The organism is Carnobacterium sp. AT7 (assembly GCF_000171855.1).
Classification (GTDB): Bacteria; Bacillota; Bacilli; order Lactobacillales; family Carnobacteriaceae; genus Carnobacterium_B; species Carnobacterium_B jeotgali.
In genome coordinates this window covers 18503-41944 of the sequence record NZ_ABHH01000013.1, presented here as the reverse complement: position 1 = coordinate 41944, position 23442 = coordinate 18503, and the positions used below count along the sequence as shown (strand labels likewise).

Sequence of the window (23442 nt, the reverse complement as noted above, 5' to 3'; positions counted from 1 at the left end):
AGATGATTGACTTACATTGTCATATCTTACCGGGAATTGATGATGGGGTAAAAGATTTAGAGGAATCTTTTGCAATGGTCAGGGTGGCTGGCTGTTGCTGAAGGAATTACTCATATCTTAGCTACCCCACATTACAAAAATGGACGTTGGACGAATGAAAAAGCTGTAATAAACCAACAAGTTGGTTGGTTACAACAAGAACTAGATAGTAGAAATATTCCATTGACACTTTTCTCTGGACAAGAAGTGCGTATTGTTGGGGAATTAGTAAAAGATATTTTTGAAAATAAAATACAATTTATTGATGAGGGTAACCACTATTTACTAATCGAAGTTTCTACTGCCACGATTCCGGATTTTACGGAATCGTTGTTTTTTGAATTGCAAAAATCTGGAGTGACACCGATTATTGTCCACTCAGAAATAAACCATGCTATTTTAACTAATCCTAATGAATTGCTGTCATTAGTTGAAAAAGGTGCATTAGCTCAATTAAGAGCCGCAGCTATATCGGATCTTTTGGTAAAAATTTCAAAAGCTAAACAAACAATTAATTGAAGATGAGTTAGTACACTTTATTGCTTCAGATGCGCATAATACAACTTCAAGAAGATTTTATATGAAAGAAGCGTATCAACAAATAGAAAAAGAATTTGGCCTGAAAAAAAAGAAAATTTTCCGCAAACGATGAAAAATATCAATAATTGTGAACTGATTATCCAAAATACACCAAAAAAGGTAAATAACCTAAATTTTTAGGATTGTTTTAGAAGAGGAGTGAAGAATAGTTATGAGCAGAAAAACCAAAAAAGGTATTTTAATTGGGTTTGATAGTTTTTCAATTCTAGTATCTGGATTGATGGCATATTTCTTTTTAAATCCTTATATAATACTTTCAATTCAATCATTCATTACTACAGTAGGAATGACTATCATCCTTTATCTTACCTTATCAACGCACTTTAAATTATTTTCTAAGATTAATCGCTATACAAGTATACGTGAATCTTTAGCTATATGCACATGTGTAACGGTTTCATTCATTGCTTCTGCACTTATTTCTGTAGTCTTGTTGAAGACAGTAAGTTTTAGATTTATTGTATTAACTTATATCTTTTCACTGGCAAGCATAGCTGGAAGTAGAATTGTTTGGCGCATCTATAATGAACACGAATATAAAAAATTGCATGGACATTCAGTTGAACAACAAATCAGAACACTAATTGTTGGTGCTGGAAACGGTGGTAGTGTCTTTATTCGTAGTTTAAAACGTAATCCAAGTGATGTAAAAGTAGTTGGAATTGTTGATGACGATCCATCTAAGTTGAAAACATTTATGTATGAAACACCAGTTATCGGAAATATAAAAGATATACCTGAACTGGCTAAGAAGTATAGAGTTCAACAAATTACGATTGCGATTCCTTCTTTGAAACCAAAAGAATATGAAAGAATAGTAGATATTTGTAATCGAGCAGAAATTACAGTAAATCAAATGCCCTCGATAGAAGATGTATTGCAAGGAAAGTTATCTGTTAGTCAATTTAGAGAAATCGATGTAGTCGATTTACTTGGTCGAGAAGAAGTTAAATTAGATATGCAACAAATTTCTAAAAAAATTGTTGGTAAAACAATATTAGTGAGTGGTGCTGGAGGTTCAATTGGCTCAGAAATTTGTCGTCAAATTGCCAGATTTTCACCCAAACGAATTATTATATTAGGACATGGAGAAAACTCTATTTACCAAATCAATAAAGAACTAAATAGTAAATACAAGGGTCAAATTGAAATTGTTCCTGTAATAGCTGACATTCAAGATCGTAATAGAATATTTGAAGTGATGCAACAATACATACCAGATCGTGTTTATCATGCAGCAGCTCATAAGCATGTGCCCATGATGGAATATAATCCAAGAGAAGCCATTAAAAATAATATATATGGCACAAAAAATATGGCGGAAGCAGCTAAATCAGCTGGTGTTGAAAGTTTTGTCATGATTTCAACTGATAAAGCAGTTAATCCGCCCAATATTATGGGCGCAACTAAGCGTGTCGCTGAAATGATTGTCACAGGTTTAAATGAACCCGGAGAAACAAAATTCGCAGCCGTACGTTTCGGAAATGTTTTAGGAAGTCGTGGAAGTGTAGTACCTTTATTCAAAGAACAAATTAGAAATGGCGGACCAGTTACTGTCACTGACTTTCGTATGACTCGTTACTTTATGACGATACCTGAAGCAAGCCGTTTAGTTATTCAAGCTGGAGCTTTAGCACAAGGTGGAGAAATTTTCATTTTAGATATGGGAGAACCAGTCAAAATAGTAGCTTTAGCTAAAAAAGTGATTAAACTTAGCGGTTATACAGAAAATGAAATTCCTATCATTGAAACAGGTATTCGTCCTGGAGAAAAACTTTTTGAAGAGTTATTAGTAGATAGTGAACAAACGGGTCAGCAAGTTTATGAAAAAATATTTGTTGGAAAAGTAACGGATATGCCATTAGCTAAGGTTATGGAATTTGTTTATTCACTAGATGAATGCAGCAGTAAAGAGCTGAAAGAGAGCTTGCTTGAATTTGCTAACGAGAAATCAGTAAAAGATATTGGTCACCACATTCAAACCGAAGAGGAAGGAGCTTGTATCGATGTACCAGAAAATGTTCAAACGAGTTATTGACGTCGTATTGGCACTACTTGGTCTAATCATTTTATCTCCCATATTTTTATTCATTATTGTAGCCATAAAATTTGATTCAAAAGGCCCTGTTCTTTTTAAGCAAAAAAGAGTTGGAAAAGATAAAGTACTATTCAAGATCTATAAATTTAGAACAATGAAAATAGACACACCTAAAGATGCCCCAACTCATTTATTGAAGAATCCTGATTTCTTTATTACGAGAGTTGGAAAGTTTTTAAGAAAGACTAGTTTGGATGAATTGCCACAGCTGATCAATATCTTAAAAGGCGAAATGAGTGTCATTGGGCCTAGACCAGCCTTATGGAATCAATATGATTTGGTCATAGAAAGAGATAAGTACCATGCTAATGATATCTATCCAGGGTTAACGGGATGGGCTCAAATAAACGGACGGGATGAACTTCCTATTCGGAAGAAAGCTGCTTTAGATGGAGCATACACAAAAAAAATAAGCTTTCTATTTGATGTAAAGTGCTTTATTGGCACCATTATTAGCGTAGTGAAAAATGATGGAGTTGTTGAAGGTGGAACTGGGTCATTAAAGAATCGTGAGGCAATGAAAAATGACTAAAAAGATACTCATAACCGGTAAAAACAGTTATATTGGAAATCAACTAGCCGCATGGCTCAATAAAGAACCTGAAAAATATGAAGTTATAAAAGAATGCGTCCGCGATGACAAATGGAAAGAAATTGATTTTTCAATTTATGAAGTTGTTGTTCATGTAGCTGGAGTAGCACATATAGAAGAGACTACTGCAAATAAGAAAATATATTATGAAGTAAATAGGGATTTATCGTATGAAATTGCCAAAAAAGCGAAAAAATATGGTGTCAAACTGTTTGTATTTTTAAGTACCATGAGCGTTTATGGAAAAACTGAAGGTATAGTCAATAAAAATACTGTAGCTGACCCTACTACTAATTATGGAAAATCAAAATTAGAAGCGGAACAGTTAATACTTTCCTTATCTGGTAATAATTTTAAAATAGCTATATTAAGACCCCCTATGATTTATGGTAAGGGATGTAAAGGAAATTATAATCGATTGAAAAAAGTTGCGTTAAATACTCCTATATTTCCAATGATAGATAATAAAAGAAGCATGATATATATTGAAAATCTTAATGAATTTATTAAAATGGTTATTGATAATATGATTTTTGGGGTGTTTCATCCTCAAAATCAGGAGTATATGAGCACAACCATGTTAGTGAAGACTATTGCTGAAGAAAATAATAAAAAAATTTTTTTTACAAAGATATTTAATCCATTTATATATATTGGAATAAAATATTCAAAGACGGTATCTAAGGTTTTCGGTACTTTAATATATGATCAAGCAATAATAGACAAAGATTTAATTATAACAAAAGATATAAATAATAAAGACTCAATAAAGGCTACGGAAAGATAATTGAGGAGAGATAAGTTTGAAAAAAAAGAAAGATGTATTATTTCTATGCCAATTTTTTTACCCAGAGTATATTTCTTCTGCTACACTACCTTATGATACAGCAGTAGCTCTAGAAAATGCTGGATATGATGTTGGTGTAATGTGTGGATATCCAAAGGAATACAATCTAGAAAAGGATGTTCCTTTAAAAGAAATTAAAAATGGAGTAGAAATTAAAAGAGTTAAGTATATCCAATTAAAAAGGTCAAATAAAATAGGTAGACTAATCAATTATTTTTCTTTTACTGCTTCAATTTTCTTACATATAGGTTATATAAACAATTATCATTCGGTAATTGTTTATTCTAATCCGCCTATACTTCCTGTTATTGCTGCTTTAGCTAACTTGTTTTTTGGAACAAAGATTATATATGTTAGTTATGATGTTTATCCAGAAATAGCATACAAGACTAATTCTTTATCTCCTACAAGTTTCATCGGTAAGTTGATGGCAAAAATGAATATTTTTGTTTTTTCAAGAACGGAAAGAGTTATAGCATTGTCTAATGATATGAAACTATTCTTATTAAAGAATAGAAATTCTCTTAGTGAGAACCAAATTAAAGTAATACCTAATTGGTATGAGGATAAAAATAATAAAAATAAAAAAATGGATATTAAGAATAAGATGTTCAAAGAAATTAAATTAGAAGGAAATTTAGTAGTTTCTTATTTTGGTAATATGGGAATTTGTCAGGATTTAAATACGTTAACAGATGCAATGAAGGTATTAAGAAACGATGCCAATATTAAATTTATGATTGCAGGGCATGGAAATAAGCTTGAGAGTCTTAAAGAAATTGTTGAAAAAGAAAAATTGAGTAATGTATATATTTTTGACTATTTACATGGCGATGATTATAAGGAAGCACTAAGTATAAGTGATACATTTATAGTGAGTTTAGAGAAGGGGTTATCCGGATTAGCAGTTCCTAGCAAAACATATAGCTATATGATGGCGGGTAAGCCTGTAATAGCTGTTATGGATCAGGATACTGATATAGCGGAGGAATTAAAAAATCATAATGCGGGATTTTCTATCGAAGTAGGGAATGATAAAAAGTTAGTAGAAGCAATATACAAATTGAAAAATAATGAGGAATTAATAAAAGAAATGGCGAGAAATTGTAGAGAATTATTTTTAACTAAGTATACTACTGAAAAAGGTACTGAACAGTATGTAAAAATAATAGATGAATTAATGGAGGAAAAAAAATATGTTTACAGATAAAACATTGTTAATAACAGGTGGTACTGGTTCATTTGGTAACGCAGTATTAAAAGGGTTCCTAGATAGTGATATTAAAGAAATTCGCATTTTTTCAAGAGATGAAAAAAAACAAGATGATATGCGAAAAAAATATAACAATCCAAAAATTAAATTTTTTATTGGTGATGTACGAGATACTAATAGTGTTCGAAACGCTATGTATAATGTAGATTATGTGTTTCACTCTGCAGCACTAAAACAAGTCCCGTCATGTGAATTCTTCCCAATGGAAGCTGTGAAGACGAATGTTATTGGTACAGATAATGTACTAAACGCTGCTATTGAAGCAGGAGTAAAAAAAGTGATTTGTTTGTCAACTGATAAAGCAGCCTATCCTATTAATGCCATGGGAACATCAAAAGCTATGATGGAAAAAGTTTTTGTAGCCAAGTCTCGTAATGTTGACCCAGAACAAACTTTAATTTGTGGTACAAGATATGGAAACGTTATGGCTTCGCGCGGTAGTGTCATTCCTTTGTTTATTGAACAATTAAAAACTGGTAATCCTCTTACTGTTACAGAGGGTAGCATGACACGATTTATGATGAGTTTAGAAGAAGCTGTTGATTTAGTTATCTTTGCTTTTCAAAATGCCGTACAAGGGGATATTATGGTGCAAAAAGCACCAGCAAGTACAATTGACACTTTAGTAGCAGCGTTACAAAAAATATTTAATACTAATGTACCTGTAGAGGTTATTGGTATTAGACATGGAGAGAAAATGTACGAATCACTGTTGACAAAAGAAGAGGCCGCACATGCTATAGATATGGGTGGATTTTACCGAGTACCTTCAGATAAACGAGATTTAAATTATGGTAAATTCTTTGAGGAAGGAAACAAAGACGCTGTACATATTGATGAGTACAACTCTGATAACACTCATCAACTTACGGTAGACGAATTAGTCGTAAAATTATTGAAATTGGATTATATCCAAGATGAATTAGTTAAGTGGGGGGTCTATAGTGAAAATACTAGTAACGGGATCTAAAGGATTCATAGGAAAAAATTTAGTGGCTGAATTAAACAATTTAGGCTATGAAGATATATTTCAATTTAACAGAGAGACAGACTTGAATTTGTTGGAAAAATATACTAATGAATGTGATTTTGTATTTCATCTGGCTGGAGTCAACAGACCAAAAAAAGAAGAAGAGTTTATGGAAGGGAATGCTGATTTTACTTCTCAACTTCTTGAACTTCTGAAGAAAAATAATAATAAAGCTCCTGTTTTAATTACATCATCTACTCAAGCTGAACAGAATAATCCTTATGGCAAGAGCAAACGGGCTGGCGAAGAATTATTATTTAATTATCAACAGCAAACAGGAGTTAACGTGTACTTGTATCGATTGCCAAACGTTTTTGGAAAATGGAGTAAACCCAATTACAACACTGTAGTAGCAACTTATTGTTACAATATTGCAAGAAATTTGGATATCCAAATCAATAATTTAGATGCACAGCTAACTCTTTGTTATATTGATGATGTTATAAAAGAATTCATTTCTATTTTAAATAATCAAATAGATAGTGAAGGAGAAATTCTTAAAGTATCTAAAGAGTATCATATTACATTAGGTAATCTTGCTGAAACAATTAAAAGTTTTAAAGAAAGTCGTAATAATTTACTAGTTCCTAATATGGGAAATGAATTAACTAAGAAGTTATATAGTACTTATTTAAGCTTTTTGCCAGAAAATAAGTTCTCTTATGATTTAAAAATGAATATTGATCAACGCGGATCTTTCACAGAGTTTATAAAGACACCAGATAGGGGACAGATTTCAATTAATGTTTCAAAACCGGGAATTACAAAAGGAAATCATTGGCATCATACAAAAAATGAGAAGTTTTTAGTAGTTAGTGGCGAAGGTCAAATTCGATTTAGAAAAATTGAATCTGATGAGGTTATCGAATACAATGTTACAGGAGAAAAATTAGAAGTCGTTGATATACCAACGGGGTATACCCATTCAATTGTTAATAATGGAAAAACAGACTTAGTGACTGTAATGTGGGCAAATGAATTATTCGATCAAGATAATCCCGATACTTATTATATGGAGGTTTAATATGAAAAAATTAAAAGTAATGACTGTAGTTGGAACAAGGCCTGAAATTATTCGTTTATCTGCAGTTATTAATAAACTAGAAGAATCAGAGGCTATTGAACATATTTTAGTTCATACAGGGCAAAATTATGATTATGAACTGAATGAGGTTTTCTTTGAAGATTTCCATTTAAGAAAACCTGATTATTTTTTGAACGCTGCAATAGGAACAGCCGTAGAAACGATTGGAAATATTTTAGTTAAAATTGATCCAATCTTAGATGAAGTACAACCAGATTCAGTTTTAATTTTAGGAGATACTAATTCTTGTTTAACTGCTATTGCTGCAAAACGCAAACAAATTCCAATATTTCATATGGAGGCAGGGAATAGATGTTTTGATGCGCGTGTACCTGAAGAAACAAACCGAAAGATTGTAGATCATACAGCGGATGTAAACTTAACTTATTCTGATATTGCACGTGAATATCTACTTGCTGAAGGATTACCAGCTGATCGCATTATTAAGACTGGTAGTCCCATGTTTGAAGTGTTAAATACACGTAAAGAAGATATCGAAAATGCCACGATTTTAGAAGACTTAAAATTATCAAAAGATGGTTATTTTTTAGTTTCAGCACATCGTGAGGAAAATATTAACTCTGAACAGAATTTTAGAGATTTGTGTGGGTCTTTAAATGCAGTTGCTAAAAAATATCAAATGCCGGTTATTGTAAGTACTCATCCACGAACTCGTAAAAAAATTGAAGAAAAAAACATTGTTTTCAATGAGTATGTCCAATTAATGAAACCATTAGGTTTTAATGATTATAATAAACTACAGTTAAATGCAAAGGCTGTGCTAAGTGATTCTGGAACGATTTCAGAGGAGTCATCAATTCTTGGATTCAAAGCGTTAAATATTCGTCAAGCCCATGAACGACCAGAAGCAATGGAAGAAGCAAGTGTAATGATGACCGGGTTAACAGAGGAAAGAATTATGCAAGGGTTAGCTATTCTAGATACTCAAACTTCTGAAACATTGAGAAAAATTTCAGATTATAGTATGCCAAACGTTTCTCAAAAGGTGGTCAGAATTATACTTTCATACACTAATTATGTTAATCAAGTAGTTTGGAGGAAATATTAATGAAGATAGTAGTAGTTGATTTTGCTGCTAAAGCTGGTGGAGCTTTGAGCGTTCTGAAAGATTTTGCTGAGAATGTAAAAAAAAATGATAAAATAAATGATTGGTATTTTATTTTATCAGGTAAATTTATATCAGAAACTCCAAATATTCATGTAATTATTCCTGAAAATATTGATAGTAATTTAGGAAGACTAAAATTTGATTTTATTACCGGATCTAAAATAATCAATTCTTTTAAGCCCGATGTTGTATTTTCAATGCAAAATACAACAACATATAGAGTTAATGCTCCGGTAATTTTATATTTACATCAACCATTGCCATTTCAAAATATTGTAAATTACTCATTACTTAATAAAAATGAACGTTCTTTAGCAATTAAACAGAAATTAGTTGGTGCTCTAATAAAAAATAGTTTACCTAAGGTTGCTAATATTATAGTTCAGACAGAATGGATGAGACAAGAAGTATTAAAATATGCAAATAAAAAAGAAAGTGTTTTTGTAATTCAACCAAATATTCATGAGACTAACAAAGCCAAACTTGAAAATATAAGGACTAATCATTTTTTTTATCCAACTTCAGATATTTTGTATAAAAATATTGCTGTTGTCGAAGAGGCCTGTAAAAAACTTGATAACGAATTTCCTCTGTTAGATTACGCAGTAAACTTAACAATAGATAGATCAATTGAAAATGAAAAAATTCATTCAGTTGGTCAATTATCTAGGATAGAAGTTTTGGAAAAATTAGAAACGACCGTGCTTTTATTCCCTTCATATGTTGAATCGTTTGGTCTACCATTGTTGGAAGCTAGACAAACAGGAACATTTATTATTGCTGCAAGTACCCCTTTTGCACATGAAATTTTGAATAATTATGAAAATGTTATTTATTTTGATCCTTTTAATGCTGAAGAATTAAAAGGGATTTTATATAAAAGTATACATGAGCAAATTAAATTAAGCGTAATTAAAGATTCAATAGTTCAAAAGAAAGATTCTTGGGATGAGGTCAGAAATATAATCTATAGGAGTGAATGAATATTGAATGTTTTATTCTTAGGCCTAATGTATAACTCTTCTGAGGAGAAGAGTCTTATTAAATTAAGTAAAACAGGATTAGGTATTGCTTCTAATATATTAGAAGGTAATTTAATCAGAGGGCTTCAACAACAAAAAAATGATATCCAAACAATTACGTCATTGCCTGTTGGAAATTTTCCAGAAGCAAATAAAAAAATATATTATCCTTCTAAGCGATATATAATTTCCGATTTTATTAGTTCATATGAGACGTACACCATTAATTTACCAATAATAAAACATGAACTAAGATTTATTGAATATAAAATACAAATAAACAAATGGTATGAAAAAATGGATAAGGAAACTGATAAAATTATAATAATTTATGATTTATATATACCATTTTTAAAGATAATTAAATGGATGAAAGACACATATGAAAATGTGAAAATTGTCGTTATGATACCAGATTTAGTAGGGAAATATAGAAATAATTCAATTAAATCAAAAACAAAAAGAAATTTATTAGAGAGAAAAGTGGATAAAACATTTGAATTAATGAATCAGGCAGATGGATATTTATTAATTACAGAACAAATATCTCGATTTATTGAGGATGAAAATAAACCACGAATGGTTATTGATGGTATAGTGGATGATAAAAATGTGAAGTTTAAAATTACAAATAATAAACAAACAATTTTTATGTATTCTGGATTATTAAGCAGTCAATATAATGTAGACAAGTTAATTGATATTTTTTTAAATCTGGAAGAAAATCAAGCTCAATTATGGCTATGTGGTTATGGTGAGTTAGAAGCTAAATTAAAAAAAATTGAGAGTACTAATATTAAATTCTATGGATTGATACCCAAAAAAGAAGTTTCTGATCTTGAATATCAAGCAGATGTTTTAATTAATCCAAGGTCGAATAAAGGGGAATATACAAAATATTCCTTTCCCTCAAAAAACTTAGAGTATTTGTTGAAAGGTAAACCAGTAATTTGTTATAAACTTGATGGAATTTCGAATGATTATGAAGAAGTATTTGATTACGTTGAGGAAACCGCACAAGGTTTAGAAAGCAAAATTCAGAAGTATATTAATATGAACATTGAAGAGATTAGAACACTAGGAAAAAGAAATCAAGATTTCGTTATTAGACACAACGGAGTAGAGCCTCAAGGAGCAAAGATTAATAAGTTTTTAGAGGAGTGTTTCAAATGACTAAAAAAAAAATTATTTCGATGGTAATAATAATGCTATTTGTAATGATGGGAATTATAATTGCAATTCTTAGTCAAAACTATCAAATATTAGCTTTTATTCTACTTGCTGACTTTTTAATTACTTTATTAATGTTTGTGAAGGAATCTCAAAAAAAAATTATTCCGATAATGTACTTGATTTCAATATTTACTTTTATATTCTATTTACCATTTAAAAATTTAATTGAGCAGAATAATCCTATGTACAATGAAAAAATATCTTTCATAACATTAATAATTTTAATTATAGCTTTCAACGGAATGAAAATTGGTTTGTTGCTAGGAGATTTTAAAAAAAAACACGCAGAAAATCAAGACTTAAAAAAAAAGCAAAACCTATCTATTGCTGCATTGCTTTTAGTTTGTATGACTGCTCCTGCAATGATTTACAGAGTATACAAAGATACTTTAATTGTAAGTACTCAGGGTTATGCGAGTTTATATCAATCCGTGGATACACAATTGTTTGAGCGAATTGCTAATTTTAACACTGCATATATATATATATTCTTAGCGACTTTGCCAAGTAAAAAGTTATTAAGAAAATCTTATATAATAATTATACCATTGTTGCTAATAGATTTATTGACTGGAAGAAGAGGAATCGCTATAGTCAACATAATGGTTTTAATAACCTATGAAATATTACGTCTAGTCATTTCAAATCGTAATTTAAATAAATTGAACTTTAAATACTTGTTTCCAATTTCTCTAATAACAATTATAGTTTTGTTTAGTGCAAATATAGTTAGTCAAATCAGGCTCGATGAACAGATTAAGATAGAAAGTATTTTTAGTAGTTTTTTTAATCAACAATCGCAAACCTATGAAATGATTGAATCCTCAATATATTATGCGCCAGAGTTAAAGATGATTAGTAATAACTATTCTCTTCAAGCACTTTATAATGGTGTTAAGCCTTTAGGTGTAGCAATGAATTGGATATTACCAGAAAATGGACAAGAGGAATTTTTTCAATCTAATCTAGGTAATGCATTGACATATATTAGAGATCCGATATATTATCGACTTGGCGGTCGTTTTGGTACTTCATACATCGCAGAATTATTTTTAGATTTTAGTTATTTAGGTGTGTTTATATTTAACCTTATTCTTGGTTTTATATTATCCAGTATATCTAAAAGTAATTTTCTGAATTGGATTACTTTCTCTTTTGTATTATTTTTAGTTAAAACATTTTATTTTCTACCAAGAGAATCTACGTTTAACGCGATTAATCAAATTTTATCCGTGACAAATATATTGGCAATGCTGACTGTATGGATATTAAGTTTGGTGTTAAAACAAAAAAATAGGGAGATTATAAATGAAGAAATATAGAGTAGCAATGGTATTTAATATCATTCCTGAAGTTCCAGCAATTGTAATGGGGATCACTCCATCTCCAATGGGCGGTTGGTTAATGTCAATGGTTAATAGAATAATTAATTCTAATTTATTGAACGTTGACATTATTTCTCCAGCAGATGTTGATGAACTTAAAATAATAAAAAAAAATAATGTTAATTACTTTTTAATTCCTTCAAATAATAATACCGTATTTTGGCAAGAGTATATTGATAAATTTAAACCAAGTATTATTCATATTAATGGAACAGAATTTACACACACTGAAAACTTATTTGAAACAAACTTTAAAGGATCTATCATTGTTTCACTTCAAGGGATAGTTAATGAAATTTATAAAAATGTATATGGTAGCTTAGATTCAAAAGAAATTTTAAAGAATATAACTATTAAAGATATTATTAGGAAAAGTTCAATATTTCAAATAAAAAAAAGATTCGAAAAACAATCAAAATATGAAATGAAATTATTAAATAAAGCTGATATTATAATTGGTCGCACAAGTTGGGACAAAGGTTTTGTACGCTCGATTGAAAAAACTGATAAGTATCGAGTTTGTAATGAAAATTTGAGAGATGTATTCTATACAAATGAAAAATGGTCTATTGAAAAATGCCAGAAATATACTATATTTTGTAGTCAAGCTACGATGCCTTATAAAGGCATCGATATACTTTTTAAAGCTTTACCAATAGTTAAAAAGTATTTTCCTACTGTTAAAGTAAGAATTTCCGGATTCAATCCTATTCGAAATGAATCTATTAAAGATAAATTATTACGCTCAGGATATGGAAAGATATTGCTGAAATTAATAAAGGAGAACAACTTAGAGGAGAATGTAGAGTTTATTGGGCTAATTGATGCTGAGGGTATACATGAACAATACTTGAATTCTCACATCTTTGTTCAAAGTTCTATGATAGAAAATAGTCCAAACTCTTTAGGTGAGGCATTGATACTGGGAGTTCCTTCGGTTGCGTCTGATGTTGGTGGAACTAAAGATTTTATTAATTCAGGAGTTAATGGTTTTTTATATGATTCTAATGACTACATGATCTTAGCAACGAAAATATTAGATATATTTCAAAATGAAAAACTGGCACAATCATTTAGTGAGAATAGTGTCTCTTTTTCAGAGGGAAGATATGATCGCAATGAAAATGCAAAGGCATTAATAAATATTTATGAGGAAATTTTGAATATTGATATTTATTAAATCGATATTAGTTAATTTTCTTTTTAACATAATTATTTACAAAAAAATAAATAAAATTTAATAAGATAATATCTTCGAAATTTATATAAGGTTTATCCATATGTATAAAAAAATATTTTCAAATATATTAAACTTATTTTTTCTAGCTAATTGTCTATAAAATAATATAAGCATTACTCATATAGATTTCAACAATTAATACAACAAACTTGATATAGTATCCTTCTTTTAATCCTAACATAGTTCCAGAATTTCTCGAATATATTACTAATTTGATTATTTGAAAGGATTTTTCTTTTTCGATTGTCTAACTTAGTTTGACAATTCTTGTTTATTGAAATAACTTGAACATTACTGAATAAATTGTATACATAAGTGATCAATACAATTGAGATAAAAAAGTTAATTAAGTTTTTTAACTTTTTGTAATCTATCCAGTGGAGTAAGTGTGGAAAAGTCAGATTATTGTTACATGTGGAGTGATTTTTTGATAGCTTGGCACGAATTTCTGATGATATAGTATTATTGTCACAAAAATATTCTAGTTGAGAAGATAATTACGTATCTAAAAGGAACCCAAGCACCTATCTACAACGTCATCAGCTTTTTTAAAGAAAAACATAAGGTACTTGAATAGTACTAATAATATAAAGAAAATAATAAATGTGTGGATGTCGAAAAATTCGTTTATCGAAGTTGAAAAAACAGCAAGCGTATATTAATCAAACTGAAAGTTGTCTAAGGACAGATACCTGACGTCTTTATTGGTCGGCGTAAGTACCTATTCCTGTCAATTCAAAGAAATGTTCTTTGATTAAACTAAAATTATAAATGGAATGTCACTGAAAGAAGTAGGGTTACTCCAAATCTAAAAGGAAATTTTGACATATCGAAGATGACATTGTTGATGGATTCATTATAAAAGTATTATTACGTTGAAATTTAGTGGACGCAAAACAAACGATATTGAAACTACAATAAACTAATAATTCTGATAGAGTCCGAAAATTCAGTCAAATTAATTTATTACATTTGATTGTAGAAAAGAATTCTTTAATTGGAAGCATTTTGAGTTACATGGATGAAGGTATTTTATCGAGTTTAATTTGACAAGTCTGTTTTTCAGAAAAAAGATGAACTATTAAAATTAAATATTAATTACATGTTGTATAAAATTTAATATTAGGAGGTAGATTATGTTAGCGCCAGTGATATTGTTTGTTTATAACAGACCAATTCATACAAGAAAAACTTTGACTAGTTTAGCAAGAAATAATTTAGCTAAAGAATCTAAATTGTTTATTTTCTCGGATGATTCTAAAAATTCTGTTCAAGAAAATAATGTTAAAGAAGTAAGAGCCATAATTGAAGAGAAAGAATGGTTGGATTTTTTTAAAACTGTAAAAATTATTAAACGTTCCTCTAATATGGGATTAGCAAATTCAGTGATTAGTGGAGTTACGAACTTAATTAACCAATTTGATACAGCAATTGTATTAGAAGATGATTTAATTGTTAGTCCTTATTTTTTAAAGTATATGAATGAGGCTTTAAATTACTATGAAAATGATTCCAAAATTTGGTCAATAAGTGGATTTAATATTCCAATTCAGATACCTAAACATTACAAAGAAGACATATACTTATCATATAGAGCAAGTAGTTGGGGATGGGCTACTTGGAAAAATAGATGGGAAAAAGTTGATTGGGATATCACAGACTATTCAACTTTTAAAACAAATAGAAAAAATCGAAATAAATTTAACCGTGGTGGAAGAGATTTATCATACATGTTAGATGCTCAGATGAATAATAAAATTGATTCATGGGCAATTAGGTGGTGCTACGCACAAAGTAAATTAGATTCATTTACTATTTACCCAATTAAATCGCTGGTTAGTAATACTGGACTTGATGGTTCAGGAACACATAGTGATTATTCTAAACGATATAATAACAATCTAAATACTGCTGAAAGTGTGAAGCTTACTCAAATCACAACCAATAATAAGTTATTGCGTAAATTTAAAGCACATTACTTATCGTACTTGAAATATTTAGCAATTGAATTAATTAGGAGTATCAGAAAATTTAAGCAAGGAATGGTTAAGTAGCATAATGAAAAATATTAAACAAAATTTAGTATATAATATTGCATACCAGCTATTAATTATACTAACACCTCTAGTTACCACACCATATATTTCGCGTACTTTAGGTCCTGAAAATATAGGCACATATTCTTATTATTACTCTATAGTTTTCTATTTCGGTATGTTTATTTTGCTTGGATTGAATAATTATGGAAATCGAAATATAGCTTATAAAAAAAATAATAAGAGTAAGATGTCGAAAGAATTTTTAACAATTTATACATTGCAGATTATTTTGTTTATTTTGATGTCATTACTGTATATATTATTTATAGTCTATTTTGCTGAGAACAAACTGATGGCAAGCTTGCAATTTATTTATCTGATTTCAGTAGGACTGGATATTAATTGGTTTTATTTTGGTTTAGAAGAATTTAAATTAACAGTAACGAGAAATATGTTTATAAAAATTTTATCTGTTATTTTAATTTTAATATTTGTAAATAATGAATCTGATATATATATATACACAATAATTATGTTAGGTAGTACTTTATTAAGTCAAATCATATTATTTTACTTTTTGAAGAAATACATTGTGTGGGAGCCTTTTACAATTAAAGATGTACTAAAGCATATAAAACCAAATTTAGTATTATTTATACCTGTGATAATGATTAGTATTTATAACTTAACAGGAAAAATTATGCTTGGAATATTAAGCACATTAACAGAAGTTGGAATTTATGAGAGTTCCTCTAAATTGACTGCTATACCTTTAGCTTTGATTACAGCAATTGGTACAGTAATGCTTCCTCGTGCCAGTGCCATGGTATCTTCTGGCCGAATAAATGAGAGTAGAGTTTATTTAAATATATCTTTATTTCTAGCAATTACGGCTAGTAGTGCGTTGAGTTTTGGAATAATAAGCGTTGTTGAAATTATTACTAAAATATTTTTTGGACCAGGTTTTGAAAAAACTATCCAAGTAATTCCTATTTTGATTATCTCATCAATTTTTATTTCGTGGGGAAACGTTGTTAGAACTCAATATCTTATTCCAGAAAAAAGAGACAATATATATTTAAAAAGTGTTTTTTTGGGTGCAGTTTTCAACGTGAGTGTAAATTTGTTTTTAGTACAAAAGTTTAATAGTGTAGGTGTAGCTATAGGGGCTCTTGTAGCAGAAATAATTGTAGCCACTTATCAGACTGTTGCTATTAGAAAAGATGTTAATTTATATAAATCATTGTTAATATCGGTACCAATGATATTAAATGGTATCGTAATGATGATAATAGTTCGTAGTATAAATCTAAATCTAAATATTATTTACTTACTGATTATAAAAATTATTGTTGGAACTACTTTTTTTGGATTAATATTTTTATTGTATTTTAGTTTTTTAAAGAAGAAAAAATTAGTTTAGTAGTGCACTAATCATTTTTAATTATTAGTTCATTTATTTTTGTAATTATCATTATATCCAAAGAGTTCTAGAAATTTTTGTGAATGTTATTTAAAATGTGGTTATTGTATATTACTGATATCCGCGACTCCTCATGTATGGTCGCTGTTCTTTTAAACTTTGAAGGAACAAAATCCTCCTGTTGGAGAGATTCCATTCCTTCAACTAACCTTGGAAAGAACCGATTTTTACTTGACGGTTACATACCTCCTATATAATATTTCTGCACATGTATGTGCTCTTTTATTATATGGGAGGTACTGTTGTTTTAGTTCAACTATTATTCTGATGGTAACTTTTTTGGCAAGTAGGAAATGTAAGAAACGGCAGTTAAAAATGTATGCCGACATTCTTTCTCTTTTTACTTGCTATTTAATATGGATTGCTTGTATCTGTGGCTTTCGCCGTTAAAAATGAGTAAATGAGAATGATGAATTAATCGATCGACAACTGCTTCAGTTAGAATCTGGTCGCCAAAAACATGATTCCATTGTCCAAATTGAAGATTTGTGGTGATAATAATGCTTCTTGTTTCATAACACATTGAAATAACCTGGAAAAGTAATTCTCCACCTTGCTTATGCAAAGGGATGTAACCCAATTCATCCAAAATAAGTAAATCCAATTTACTAAGTTGTTTCATTAATTTCCCTAAATTACCATTAGTATTTGCTTCTAAAAGTGCATTAACTAAAGAAGCTACTGTATAGAATTTTACCTTCTTTGCTTGTGTTCGGATAATAGTTAATCCAATCAAAGTAGATAAGAAGGTTTTTCCTGTTCCAACACCTCCATAAAAGATTAAGTTCGTTTTATGTTTTAAAAAATCTCCTTGGAGAAGAAAATCCTTCGTAATTCCAGATGGAAGTTGGATATCGTCCCATAGGAACAATTCTCCGCTCACCGTAGGTAAGGTAGATTGTTTTAATAATTGATTTAGTTTCTTTTCTTCTCGTTGAGTGACTTCTGCTTCAACTAACTTTAAAAGAAATTCTTGTTGTGATTGTGCCTCTATTTCCTGATAGTGCTGCGGAATCCAACTCAATTTCAATCGCTTCGCATAGTTTAGAATATCATCATGCATGGTCTTCATCCTCCATTGGCTTAAAGAGTTTATCGTATTGACCAAGTCCTCTAGTTATAGTAGGCATGGACGGAGTGTGTTGAGGTAAGTGGGCAATCACACGAACGCCACGTCCGTTTACCAATTGATAAAAAATTTGTTTAATGGATTCTGCACTTGGATGACTATTTTCAGAAGCTTGCAGAAGAGCTTGAACGGCGATTTCCATATGATTATCCTTTAAGATAGTAGAAAGCAATTGTAGGCTGTCTTTCTTTTCTTCCACCGTACATTGAGAAAAATAAGACTGCCATGCATCTGGGAGTTGATCATAAAAGCTTGTGTACTTAAGAGCCGTAGGCCGTTTCGAAACGAGTGAGAGATAAGGTTGCCAATCCATAGATTTCTCTTTGTATCCATATAAGCGATGATGTTGAACAATTTCTTTATAGTCTAAGCTAAAAACAGTAATGTATTCATAAGAAATTTTCAACAGAACTTTCTCCAGAGCGAACCGTGGTGAACTAGAGTATAAATTTGTATCAAAATGAACATAGCCATATTTATCTGCTTTTACTTCTTCGTAACGAATGCAGTCAAACTCTTTTTCTGGCAATAAGAGAAAGGCTTCTTTATCTGCCGAATACAATTCGGAAATGGGTAGTTGTTTTTGATAGTGGATTCGTCCCCGGTCATTTTCAGCTAATAGCCAACAGTCTTGGTTCAAACTTTTTAAATTATGAGTATGCACTTCTGGAAGTAGAAAATTGTTCCGTACATACTTTACCATAGCTTCGACATGTCCTTTTTCGTTCCCTCTTGCAGGATTACAGAACTCTAGCTGAAATCCATAGTGCGCAGTGAAACGTTCGAATTCCTCCGTTAAATCTCGTTTACCATGAGGTCTGATTTTCTTTACAGCTGGCGAAAGGTTATCAAAGCGAATAGCTTTTGGAACACCACCCATATGGTGGAAAATACGCTTCATTCCTTCTAAAAAAGCTTCTTTGTTCTGAGCTTCCAAAACCTGAAACCAAAAGGCGTTACTATAAGGAAAAGAAAGAACTAAATAGGAAAGAGTTGTGTAGGTATTTTGATAATAAAAAGGAGCTTCGCCAAAATCGATTTGTGCCATACCAGGTTTGGCAGTTAAAGGAATGGCAGAAGACTGTACTGTATTCAGTAATTCCTTTTTCCTTTTAGATACATAATCACGAATGGTTCGATCTGATCCTGTAAATTCATGTTGCTCCAGGAGGAGCTGGTGGATTCGTTTAGCTGTTCTGCGGTACTTTTTCTTCTTTTTGAAGTCTTCTATTAGCCATTTATCAATCACTGGCTTGACTGAATCCATTACTCGAGCTGTGCGGGTTTGTTTATGTGGTTTATGTAGATTGAAATCTTCCATATCTGCATACTTTTTGATTGTTCTAGCGTCAATGCCCAACTTTCGTCCTACAGTTGCGTAAGTTTCATCTTTTAGGTTTACTTGTTCTCTGATATAATTAATTTCGGTCACTGTTAACATCTCCTATAAGTACCTCCCGTTGATTAGTCTATCCAACTAAGATGGTACGGTATTTATGAGAATGTTGGCAAGTGGCCTCTTTTTTTAATCTCAAGAGACCTACATAAATTAACTGCCGAAACTTACAATACTATAATGCCATAAACAAACGAGTGGTAACTTTTGTGTCATTGACTGGTAATAATTATGTCACTAAGGAGATGCGGGGACTCAATAGATATGGCGCGAGAAGCTGTTTCAGAAGAAATTACTCATATTTTAGCTACTCCACATTACAAAAAGAAGGTATTACACCAATAATTGTTCATCCTGAACGTAACCGTGCAATTTTAAAAGACCCAAGCGTGTTATTGCTATTTATCGAAAAAGGAACTTTGGCACATCTGACAGCTGCTAGTTACACAGGTGGTTTTGGAAAGAATATAAAGAAGTTGAGTAAACAACTCATTGAAGCAAATTTAGTGCATTTTATAGCATCAGATGCGCATAATACAAGTTCAAGAAGATTTTATATAAAAGAAGCTTACCAAAAGCTTGAAAAAGAATTTGGAAGTAAAAAAATTGATGAGTATCAACAAGTCACGAAGGACATAGTTAATGGAGAACTGCTTATTTCTTCAACATTACAAAAAGTGAAAAAGGCTAAATTTGTAGGACATTATAGATTAGAAAAGGAATCTTTAGCTGTCACACGCAGTTTCGAATGGTTAAAAATTCACTTTTTATTTATTAGTATGTAGCCTATAATGGATGTAACTATAAATAAAACTCCAGATGGGAAAGCATCTGGAGTTTTGTTTAATTATCTCTAAATAAATTCTTCCGGAAAATAATGATCAAAATTAGTAAAATAACGGGTAATTAATTCATCAGGAGATAAAGCTATTTTTTCAGCAAAGCTTAACATGAGTTGAATCTTTTCGGTAGTAGATTCACATATCAAGACATATCCGGTAGCGAATTCTTTTTTAGGAACAACAATTGCTGATGCATTTGCCATATTTACTACACGTATCAATCCTTTTTTAGCTAATAATTGTTGTTCATGTGTTTGTTTTCCCATATGTCCAATAACTGTATCTCCAAAGCCTTGATAATCTACAGGACCTTCTTCAGAAATGAGAAAATCACAACTGGTTAAGTGTGTTCTAGAAAGGTAATTAATGGATCTCTATGTCCATAAATGTCTAGATGAGGAAGAGACGTCACTTTCTCATTCTTAAGTGCTGTAGTCAATTCAGAGGTACTATTTTGTTCATCTAATGTAAAGATTGATAGTCGTTTAGCATTTTTTACTAGTAGTTGTAATTCAGGAAACGTAGCAGTTAATGCACGCTGCATTTCTTGAAAATTCCGCGTGATATACCCAATCGAAACAGTAAAAGAAATGTTATCTGTTGAACGATTTACGAATTGTTTTACATGTTCTTCTTCAATCAAATTGCTAATAAAGCCAAAAAGGTTTACAGACATTGCGGGTGCTAATACTGATCCGCCACCATCCGTACCAATACCTAAATCATTGATACCAACTAAGACGTTGATTGCAGTACCACTTGAAGAACCGGTCATGGGCTTTCCACTAATAGGATTTTTTAAAGTAATATCAACAGCTCTTCCGCCTAAACTGTAAGCATCCAGTGTATGTAAGAGATAATTCCCGTTTTTTGTTAACTTTTCTAAAAGTGAACGAGGAATGTGTTTTTTATTTTTTACACCGATGTAATGGTAGTTTGTATTCTCTTTTTCAAAATGATTCAAGGCTTCAGGGAAAACTTTTACTACAGACTGGTAAGGATTCTTTAAAGCAATAAAACTTTTTTTTGCTGCATTTATAATTGGATTTTTATTCATAGTCTGACTCCTTTTTTTGTCTTTAAATTTATAGTACCTCTAAAAATTAAATAAGCAAATAATAAATTATGAACTAATACTTGTATCTCTTTAAAATGTCCGCTATACTCTTTCTAAAGAGAACGTTTTCTTTACCAATATACAAAAAAATGTATATTGAAAATTGAAAGGGGAGAGAACAATGAAAAGGATTGTTATCGGAGGACAAATTGATAAAAAAGAAGTAGCGGCACTAGTAGAAAAATATGGAGAAGAAAAATTTACGATAGAAACTAAAAGTGATTTAGAAGCAGCAATGGCATTGAAAAACGGGTTAGCTGACTATTACTTTGGTGCTTGCAACACAGGAGGCGGAGGAGCTCTGGCGATGGCAATTGCTTTAGTTGGAAGAGATGCAACCGTTACCGTATCTATGCCAAGTAATCTTATGTCTGAGGAAAAAATTAGAGAGAATGTTAATAATGGCAAAAAAGCGTTTGGATTTACAGCTCAACATAAAGAAACTGTTATTCCAATTATCATGGATGAGCTGAAAAAAATAAATTAAATGTTTAAGGAGGAGAGAGCAAAGTGGATATTATTGAATTAGTAGTTGTAGGAGCTTTGGGTGCATTAGCAGCCATGATGGCCAATAAAGGAATTGCTGTTTTTAATGATGGGTTACGCCCGGTTATGCCAGAGTATTTAGAGGGAGTAATTGGAAAAAAGGAATTAGCCGCAACAAGTTTTGCTGTTAGTTTTGGGTTGGTTATTGGTTTTGGAATCCCAGTTTCACTTGGTGCGAGCGTTATTTTAGTTCATAGTATTCTTTTAATGACAGATATTATTGGTACTTGGGCTCCTGAAGGAAAAAAAGGAACAATCATTGCGGGAATCATTGGAGCTTTGTGGGGAATTGGAATTACGATTGGCTTACAAGTTGTAGTGGATTTATTTGCCTTAATGCCGGTTAACTTCTTAGATGCTTTAGGAGCAGTTGGAACACCGATTGTGATAGGATTTGCTGTTTTCCCAGCACTAGCTATTGCCTATCAACATGGGTTTACAAAAGGAGCACTTACTTTAGGATTTAGTACATTAGCTTTGGTATTAGTTAAGAGATTTGGAATAATTACATTAGCGAGTGGAACTACTTTTACATTAAGTGCTGAAGGTATGGCCTTATTGGTTGGAATGATCTTAATGGTATTCTTTGCTGTTCGTGTAAAGGGCGAAGGAACAGACAATCAAAATCTTGTCAGTATCTTCGTAGAGCGTGTGACAAGAATCAAAAAAAATGCTCTTTTATTATCACTTACTGGGGGGTTAGTAGCTGCTGCAACAAGTTTAGTTATTATTGCAGGTGACCCCATTTCACTGAACTTGATGAGTGAAGGTAAATTTGGTGAAGCAGCATTAGCTGCATTTGCTCGTGGAATTGGTTTCATTCCATTAGTATTTTCTACCGCTATTGTAACTGGAGTATACAGTCCATCTGGAACTACTTTCGTTTTTGTTATTGGTATTTTATTACAAGGCCATCCCATATTTGCTTTCATTGCTGGAGCCATTGTGATGTTTATTGAAATTATGTTATTGAACGGAGCTGCTAAAGGGTTAGATCGTTTCCCAGGAGTTAGAGAAATGGGGGAACACATCCGTACTTCGATGAATCGTGTGTTAGAAATTGCTTTACTAATTGGTGGGGCGTTGGCAAGTGAGCAAATTGCACCAGGCATTGGTTATTTCTGGTTGATTGGGGCTTACTTATTAAATCAAACAGCTAAAAAACCATTGGTTAATATGGCTGTCGGACCTGTAGCGGCTATTGTATTAGGAATTGTTGTGAATATTTTATATGTACTAGGCCTGTGGGCTCCAGTTGCTGGATAATGGATAAAAGTGAGGTGCTAAATGATCTATTTGTTTAGCACCATTATCTTTA

Annotated in this window: 23 protein-coding genes; 19 read left to right on the top strand and 4 right to left on the bottom strand. The window is 31.0% G+C overall.

What is annotated here, in order from left to right:
• Positions 1-2: 2 nt before the first annotated feature.
• From CAT7_RS12690 to CAT7_RS06475, 16 genes are all read left to right on the top strand, one after another.
• Positions 3-101: a CpsB/CapC family capsule biosynthesis tyrosine phosphatase gene (locus CAT7_RS12690; RefSeq protein ID WP_442852117.1), complete on the top strand. Its 99-nt coding sequence runs from the start codon at positions 3-5 to the stop codon at positions 99-101.
• Positions 70-558 (top strand): CpsB/CapC family capsule biosynthesis tyrosine phosphatase, encoded by a 489-nt coding sequence (locus tag CAT7_RS12415; protein ID WP_007723485.1) that lies wholly within the window; start codon positions 70-72, stop codon positions 556-558. The genes CAT7_RS12690 and CAT7_RS12415 overlap by 32 nt, the downstream gene beginning before the upstream one ends.
• Positions 554-691, top strand: coding sequence for a CpsB/CapC family capsule biosynthesis tyrosine phosphatase (locus tag CAT7_RS12685; protein WP_442852118.1), 138 nt, complete (start codon positions 554-556; stop codon positions 689-691). Before CAT7_RS12415 ends, CAT7_RS12685 begins: the two co-directional genes overlap by 5 nt.
• A gap of 99 nt (positions 692-790) precedes the next feature.
• Positions 791-2677 carry a polysaccharide biosynthesis protein gene (locus tag CAT7_RS06535; protein WP_007723481.1) on the top strand — a complete coding sequence of 629 codons (1887 nt, stop codon included), beginning with the start codon at positions 791-793 and terminating at the stop codon, positions 2675-2677.
• Positions 2646-3269, top strand: coding sequence for a sugar transferase (locus CAT7_RS06530; RefSeq protein ID WP_007723479.1), 624 nt, complete (start codon positions 2646-2648; stop codon positions 3267-3269). Before CAT7_RS06535 ends, CAT7_RS06530 begins: the two co-directional genes overlap by 32 nt.
• The gene (locus CAT7_RS06525; protein ID WP_007723477.1) at positions 3262-4116 is read left to right on the top strand and encodes an NAD-dependent epimerase/dehydratase family protein; all 855 of its coding nucleotides are present in this window, start codon (positions 3262-3264) and stop codon (positions 4114-4116) included. The genes CAT7_RS06530 and CAT7_RS06525 overlap by 8 nt, the downstream gene beginning before the upstream one ends.
• 16 nt (positions 4117-4132) lie before the next feature.
• Positions 4133-5386 carry a glycosyltransferase family 4 protein gene (locus CAT7_RS06520; protein ID WP_007723475.1) on the top strand — a complete coding sequence of 418 codons (1254 nt, stop codon included), beginning with the start codon at positions 4133-4135 and terminating at the stop codon, positions 5384-5386.
• On the top strand, positions 5373-6419 hold the full coding sequence (locus CAT7_RS06515; protein ID WP_007723473.1) for a polysaccharide biosynthesis protein: 1047 nt from the start codon (positions 5373-5375) through the stop codon (positions 6417-6419). Before CAT7_RS06520 ends, CAT7_RS06515 begins: the two co-directional genes overlap by 14 nt.
• On the top strand, positions 6394-7503 hold the full coding sequence (locus tag CAT7_RS06510) for a capsular polysaccharide biosynthesis protein CapF (RefSeq protein WP_007723471.1): 1110 nt from the start codon (positions 6394-6396) through the stop codon (positions 7501-7503). Before CAT7_RS06515 ends, CAT7_RS06510 begins: the two co-directional genes overlap by 26 nt.
• A 1-nt stretch (position 7504) precedes the next feature.
• Positions 7505-8632, top strand: a complete 1128-nt coding sequence (gene wecB, locus CAT7_RS06505) for a non-hydrolyzing UDP-N-acetylglucosamine 2-epimerase (RefSeq protein ID WP_007723469.1) — start codon at positions 7505-7507, stop codon at positions 8630-8632.
• Entirely contained in the window at positions 8632-9675 is a 1044-nt protein-coding gene (locus tag CAT7_RS06500; RefSeq protein ID WP_007723466.1) for a glycosyltransferase, read from the top strand. Before wecB ends, CAT7_RS06500 begins: the two co-directional genes overlap by 1 nt.
• 3 nt (positions 9676-9678) lie before the next feature.
• The gene (locus tag CAT7_RS06495) at positions 9679-10887 is read left to right on the top strand and encodes a glycosyltransferase (protein ID WP_007723464.1); all 1209 of its coding nucleotides are present in this window, start codon (positions 9679-9681) and stop codon (positions 10885-10887) included.
• Positions 10884-12269 (top strand): O-antigen polysaccharide polymerase Wzy family protein, encoded by a 1386-nt coding sequence (locus CAT7_RS06490; protein ID WP_007723462.1) that lies wholly within the window; start codon positions 10884-10886, stop codon positions 12267-12269. Before CAT7_RS06495 ends, CAT7_RS06490 begins: the two co-directional genes overlap by 4 nt.
• Positions 12256-13512, top strand: coding sequence for a glycosyltransferase family 4 protein (locus CAT7_RS06485; RefSeq protein WP_007723461.1), 1257 nt, complete (start codon positions 12256-12258; stop codon positions 13510-13512). Before CAT7_RS06490 ends, CAT7_RS06485 begins: the two co-directional genes overlap by 14 nt.
• A gap of 1196 nt (positions 13513-14708) precedes the next feature.
• Complete coding sequence (locus CAT7_RS06480) at positions 14709-15626, top strand: glycosyltransferase (protein WP_007723457.1); 918 nt, start codon at positions 14709-14711, stop codon at positions 15624-15626.
• Between the two features lie 4 nt (positions 15627-15630).
• Positions 15631-17034: an oligosaccharide flippase family protein gene (locus CAT7_RS06475; protein WP_007723455.1), complete on the top strand. Its 1404-nt coding sequence runs from the start codon at positions 15631-15633 to the stop codon at positions 17032-17034.
• 400 nt (positions 17035-17434) lie between these two features.
• Here the strand turns inward: CAT7_RS06475 and istB are convergent, their stop codons facing one another.
• Both istB and istA read right to left on the bottom strand, forming a co-directional pair.
• Complete coding sequence (istB, locus tag CAT7_RS06470) at positions 17435-18157, bottom strand: IS21-like element helper ATPase IstB (RefSeq protein ID WP_007723454.1); 723 nt, start codon at positions 18155-18157, stop codon at positions 17435-17437.
• Positions 18150-19664 carry an IS21 family transposase gene (istA, locus tag CAT7_RS06465; RefSeq protein WP_007723452.1) on the bottom strand — a complete coding sequence of 505 codons (1515 nt, stop codon included), beginning with the start codon at positions 19662-19664 and terminating at the stop codon, positions 18150-18152. The genes istB and istA overlap by 8 nt, the downstream gene beginning before the upstream one ends.
• A 164-nt stretch (positions 19665-19828) precedes the next feature.
• Between istA and CAT7_RS06460 the strand changes: the two genes are divergently transcribed.
• A complete protein-coding gene (locus CAT7_RS06460) occupies positions 19829-20404 on the top strand; it encodes a CpsB/CapC family capsule biosynthesis tyrosine phosphatase (RefSeq protein WP_007723450.1) in 576 nt (191 codons plus the stop codon).
• A 68-nt stretch (positions 20405-20472) separates the two neighbouring features.
• On the opposite strand, the gene CAT7_RS06455 is transcribed toward CAT7_RS06460, so the two are convergent.
• Together CAT7_RS06455 and CAT7_RS12020 are read right to left on the bottom strand one after the other, a co-directional pair.
• A complete protein-coding gene (locus CAT7_RS06455; protein ID WP_007723448.1) occupies positions 20473-20727 on the bottom strand; it encodes a hypothetical protein in 255 nt (84 codons plus the stop codon).
• 74 nt (positions 20728-20801) lie between these two features.
• Positions 20802-21518 carry an amidase family protein gene (locus tag CAT7_RS12020; protein ID WP_007723446.1) on the bottom strand — a complete coding sequence of 239 codons (717 nt, stop codon included), beginning with the start codon at positions 21516-21518 and terminating at the stop codon, positions 20802-20804.
• A gap of 181 nt (positions 21519-21699) precedes the next feature.
• Here CAT7_RS12020 and CAT7_RS06445 point away from each other — a divergent pair, with 181 nt between their 5' ends.
• Positions 21700-22065 carry a DUF2620 domain-containing protein gene (locus CAT7_RS06445; protein ID WP_007723444.1) on the top strand — a complete coding sequence of 122 codons (366 nt, stop codon included), beginning with the start codon at positions 21700-21702 and terminating at the stop codon, positions 22063-22065.
• A 23-nt stretch (positions 22066-22088) separates the two neighbouring features.
• Positions 22089-23390 (top strand): YhfT family protein, encoded by a 1302-nt coding sequence (locus tag CAT7_RS06440; protein WP_007723442.1) that lies wholly within the window; start codon positions 22089-22091, stop codon positions 23388-23390.
• Positions 23391-23442 lie beyond the last annotated feature (52 nt).

Coding starts and splice junctions, on each gene's coding strand:
- CAT7_RS12690 (WP_442852117.1), top strand. CDS start 3: ATGATTGACTTACATTGTCATATCTTACCGGGAATTGATGATGGGGTA.
- CAT7_RS06535 (WP_007723481.1), top strand. CDS start 791: ATGAGCAGAAAAACCAAAAAAGGTATTTTAATTGGGTTTGATAGTTTT.
- CAT7_RS06530 (WP_007723479.1), top strand. CDS start 2,646: ATGTACCAGAAAATGTTCAAACGAGTTATTGACGTCGTATTGGCACTA.
- CAT7_RS06525 (WP_007723477.1), top strand. CDS start 3,262: ATGACTAAAAAGATACTCATAACCGGTAAAAACAGTTATATTGGAAAT.
- CAT7_RS06515 (WP_007723473.1), top strand. CDS start 5,373: ATGTTTACAGATAAAACATTGTTAATAACAGGTGGTACTGGTTCATTT.
- wecB (WP_007723469.1), top strand. CDS start 7,505: ATGAAAAAATTAAAAGTAATGACTGTAGTTGGAACAAGGCCTGAAATT.
- CAT7_RS06500 (WP_007723466.1), top strand. CDS start 8,632: ATGAAGATAGTAGTAGTTGATTTTGCTGCTAAAGCTGGTGGAGCTTTG.
- CAT7_RS06490 (WP_007723462.1), top strand. CDS start 10,884: ATGACTAAAAAAAAAATTATTTCGATGGTAATAATAATGCTATTTGTA.
- CAT7_RS06485 (WP_007723461.1), top strand. CDS start 12,256: ATGAAGAAATATAGAGTAGCAATGGTATTTAATATCATTCCTGAAGTT.
- CAT7_RS06480 (WP_007723457.1), top strand. CDS start 14,709: ATGTTAGCGCCAGTGATATTGTTTGTTTATAACAGACCAATTCATACA.
- CAT7_RS06475 (WP_007723455.1), top strand. CDS start 15,631: ATGAAAAATATTAAACAAAATTTAGTATATAATATTGCATACCAGCTA.
- istB (WP_007723454.1), bottom strand. CDS start 18,157: ATGCATGATGATATTCTAAACTATGCGAAGCGATTGAAATTGAGTTGG.
- istA (WP_007723452.1), bottom strand. CDS start 19,664: ATGTTAACAGTGACCGAAATTAATTATATCAGAGAACAAGTAAACCTA.
- CAT7_RS06455 (WP_007723448.1), bottom strand. CDS start 20,727: ATGGGAAAACAAACACATGAACAACAATTATTAGCTAAAAAAGGATTG.
- CAT7_RS12020 (WP_007723446.1), bottom strand. CDS start 21,518: ATGAATAAAAATCCAATTATAAATGCAGCAAAAAAAAGTTTTATTGCT.
- CAT7_RS06445 (WP_007723444.1), top strand. CDS start 21,700: ATGAAAAGGATTGTTATCGGAGGACAAATTGATAAAAAAGAAGTAGCG.